The 3,981-nt window shown below is 44.1% G+C and carries 4 protein-coding genes; 2 read left to right on the top strand and 2 right to left on the bottom strand.

Translation table 11 applies throughout. The features are described from left to right. Nucleotides 1–1,241: DUF3084 domain-containing protein (locus IQ229_RS16625; protein WP_194045543.1), on the bottom strand; the 1,241-nt coding region annotated here is incomplete at its 3' end. Nucleotides 1,242–1,409: 168 nt separating this feature from the next. Next, entirely contained in the window at nucleotides 1,410–2,081 is a 672-nt protein-coding gene (gene ntcA / locus IQ229_RS16620) for a global nitrogen regulator NtcA (RefSeq protein ID WP_017652326.1), read from the bottom strand. 379 nt (nucleotides 2,082–2,460) lie between these two features. On the opposite strand from ntcA, the gene fabI reads away from it, so the two are divergent. Together fabI and hisB are read left to right on the top strand one after the other, a co-directional pair. Then, on the top strand, nucleotides 2,461–3,237 hold the full coding sequence (fabI, locus tag IQ229_RS16615) for an enoyl-ACP reductase FabI (protein WP_194045542.1): 777 nt from the start codon (nucleotides 2,461–2,463) through the stop codon (nucleotides 3,235–3,237). A 112-nt stretch (nucleotides 3,238–3,349) separates the two neighbouring features. Continuing rightward, nucleotides 3,350–3,981, top strand: a 632-nt coding sequence (hisB, locus tag IQ229_RS16610) for an imidazoleglycerol-phosphate dehydratase HisB (protein ID WP_194045540.1), incomplete at its 3' end; no start/stop codon positions are given.

The raw sequence follows: 3,981 nt of genomic DNA, 5'->3' as shown, positions 1-3,981 counted from the left end.
GTTTTCGAATCAGCAGTAGTCGTGGCTAACACCGCGCCTTCCGAAAAAACTAGTTGATTCTGGGCTGTATCCGCGAAAAATTCTATCTGCTTTTCTCCCCTGACGTAATTACCAGCAGAGAAAATTCGCACGACGTATTCTTGACCATCGCTAATCTGCTTGCTTAATTGATCGACCCTATCCTGGGTGACGCGCAGCAGCTCTAAATTTGCCGGATTTTCACCAGGTTCGCTTAATTCGAGGTTGGCGTTGCGATTCGCTTCTTGTAAAAGTTGTACTACTGCCTGACGAGCAGCAGCTGGTTGAGTAACACGAATTACAGCAGCGGACAAAACTTGACCACGAACTAAGGCCAGCTTACCCAAACGCAGGTCGCGGTAAGACTGATAATATTTTTCCAGCCTGGCAACTTCCTGTTCTAGTTCCTCCTGTTGTGTTTCCAATTCTTTGAGGCGCGATTCCCGTTTGGCAATCACTTGCTCTCGTGCTGCAACTTCTACATTACGTTTTTGAATTAGTTGATCCAGTTGAGCAATTTTTTGATCGCGCGCTTCTATGGCTTCTTGACGGTTAGCAAGTTCGCGATCGCGTTTTTCAATTGCTGTTTTAGCTTCGTCAATGGCTTTTTTCGCTTCCGCATAAAGTCTTTGACGTTCTGTTTTCAATAGTTCAACTGCCGCCTGTAGTTCCTTTCTCTGGTTATAAACACTTTGTAATTCAGCTATGGCTTTTTGGTATTGAGTTACAACCCTATCTAGCTGACCTTGAGTGCGTTGGAGTTGAGTTTGGGTTTGGGCTTGTTGACTAATGGTGCGGTTCAGCTGGGCTTGCGTTTCCCTCTGTTTGGCATTTGCCGCCTGCAAGGATTGATTAATTGCCTGTAAGTCTTGTTGTGCTTTTGCTTGGGCGATTCTTGCTTGGTTTAGCTCGCCCTCTACCTGACTTTTCTGAGTTTCTGCGGTTTTTAGCTGTTCCCGCTTCTGTCTGAGGTCTGTTTGAATATCTTCTAACTCAAAGACTCCTTTTCGCAAGCCTTCGTCGGCAGCGAATAAAATCCCTAAAGTTGATGCTGAAATCAAGCCACCAGTAAAAATTGTTACTAGTACGGCTGTGTTTTTCGGACGAAGGTTAAAAAGTGAGAGGCGGGCTTTGCCAACTCGTGTGCCGATGCGATCGCCCACGGTGGCAATTACGCCTCCCAGAATCAAGATTGCTGCGATGAGGATGTATCCGGTGGTCATCTTTAGCTACCGAAATCCTTCCTGATACAGCCTACTATTTTTAAGCATTGTCTGGAAAGAAGTGGAAATTGGCAATAGCTGAAATTATTCAATTTTAGATTTACCTCTAGCTATTAGTGTCATTTTTCAAAATAGAACACGCGCCGATTCCCCTTTCTCCAATTGTTTTTATGTGAACTGCCTACTTAAGGTAACAGGTTTATGCACAGTAATCTTCTTTTTGTGGATAGAAATCATCTTTTTCTCACGCAAATCTCCTAGTAGCCTAGTAACGGTAACACGAGTTGAACCAATTGCCTCTGCGATCGCTTGATGAGATAATTTCAAATCAATAGTGATCCCATCTGCACAAGGAACGCCAAAATCCCGGCAAAGAATTAGTAAAAAACTCACCAACCTAGAACCCATATCTCGGTGAGCAAGAGTTTCAATCATCATCTCTGTTTGTAAAATGCGCGAAGACAGACCTCGCAGCATTAACATTGATAATTCTGGATTTTCCTTGAGTGCTTGTTCCACTTGTTCAATTGGTGCTGACAGTAATTCCGCAGGCGTAAATGCAACCGCATGGTAAAACCGATCCGACTTATTTCCTGTCAGCAATGACAATACACCAAAAACACTATTTTCCCGCAGCAACGCTACCGTTATTTCCTCTCCTGCCTCGTACACCCTGGAAAGTTTAACAGCACCTTTCAAAAGAAAATAAACTCGTTCGGCAGGATCGCCAGGAAAAAAGATCGTTTTATTGCGTTCAAACGTTTCCACAACTGGCGGAAACGCCCCGGTCGCCATCTGACGAAAAACATTTGCTAGGGCTTTATCTTGTGTCACGATCATCTCCCTTCCCCTACCCAATGCCGGAAAAACAAAAACTGATTACCTAAGAATACACCCGAAAAATGAATAAAGCACCGTCAACCTTTCTGTACTTTCCTATACTCAAACTAATCTCTTCATAACTCTTTGTTTATAATGATACATAATTGTTGATCCTTTCAGCTACAACTTGTTGATAAGTAGTTCCAATAGCTGTATTCAAAAGGTTTTTTGAAGAACAAATAAAGATATCTTGAGAATATCTTTATAAAAAATCAAGATTTTTGTCACAGCAAACACCCTTATCAATATTCATTTTTGTCAATCCTGTATAAAACAAAGACTAAACGTGCCTCAGATTCTAGTATGCTCCTAATGATCGATCGCATTAACAATTTCTATGCTAAATCTGACTGGAAAAAATGCCCTTGTTACAGGTATTGCCAATAACCGCTCGATCGCTTGGGGCATCGCCCAACAGCTGCACAAAGCCGGAGCAAACCTGGGTATTACCTACCTGCCGGATGAACGCGGCAAGATGGAGAAAAAAGTCGCGGAGTTAGTAGAACCTCTTAACCCCAGCTTATTTCTTCCTTGTAATGTCCAAGATGAAGACCAAATTAAATCTACTTTTGAAACAATCCGCGAACAGTGGGGAAAGCTAGATATCCTCATCCATTGTCTAGCCTTTGCCAGCAAAGACGATTTAAGTGGAGATTTTAGCCAAACCTCTCGTTCTGGGTTCAACACTGCTTTAGAAATTAGTACTTACTCGCTGGTACAGTTAAGTGGCGCAGCCAAACCTTTGATGACAGAGGGAGGTAGCATCGTCACCCTGACATATTTAGGTGGTGTCAGAGCAATCCCCAACTACAACGTTATGGGAGTTGCCAAGGCGGGATTAGAAATGAGTGTGCGTTACTTGGCTGCTGAACTAGGGCCGCAAAATATTCGTGTGAATGCCATCTCCGCAGGCCCCATCCGCACTTTGGCATCTTCAGCAGTGGGTGGGATTTTGGATATGATTCATCATGTAGAAGAAGTAGCTCCCCTACGACGCACCGTCAGTCAGCTAGAAGTAGGCAATGCTGCGGCTTTCTTATGTAGTGATTTGTCCAGCGGCATTACCGGACAAATTCTCTATGTAGATGCAGGATATGAAATTATGGGAATGTAAGATAATTTGGGCATAGGGCATTGGGGATTGGGCATTGGGAATTGAGTATTAGTATTTTTGCTCATTCCTCATTCCCCATGCCCGATGCCCGATGCCCCATTCCCCATTGTTTATGCAAACAACCAATCGCCAGGTTAATTCAAACTACGATCGCTTAACCCAAACCCCTCGGATTGCCACTGTTCACCGCACCACTGGTGAAACTAATGTGCAAGTTACCATCAACCTGGATGGTAGAGGAACTTGCACAGCAGCAACAGGTATTCCGTTTTTGGATCACATGTTGCATCAAATTGCCTCCCACGGGCTGATTGATATAGATGTCCAAGCCAAGGGAGACTGGGAAATTGACGATCATCATACTAACGAAGATGTAGGCATTACTTTAGGGCAAGCTTTTAACCAAGCACTAGGCGACAGAAAAGGCATTGTCCGCTTTGGTAATTTTCTTGCACCACTGGACGAAGCCTTAGTTCAGGTAGCGCTAGATTTTTCTGGACGACCTCACCTCAGCTACGGCTTGCAAATTCCCACTCAGCGGGTAGGAACCTATGACACCCAACTGGTGCGAGAATTTTTTGTGGCATTGGTGAACCATAGCCAGATGACACTGCACATTCGGCAACTGGATGGCATTAATTCCCATCACATCATTGAAGCGACATTTAAAGCTTTTGCAAGAGCAACACGGCTGGCGGTAGAAATTGACCCCCGACGTGCTGGCTTAATTCCCAGTTCTAAGGG

This window comes from Nostoc cf. edaphicum LEGE 07299 (assembly GCF_015207245.1).
In the GTDB taxonomy this organism is placed as follows: domain Bacteria; phylum Cyanobacteriota; class Cyanobacteriia; order Cyanobacteriales; family Nostocaceae; genus Nostoc; species Nostoc edaphicum_B.
This window is presented reverse-complemented; position numbering and strand designations above follow the sequence as displayed.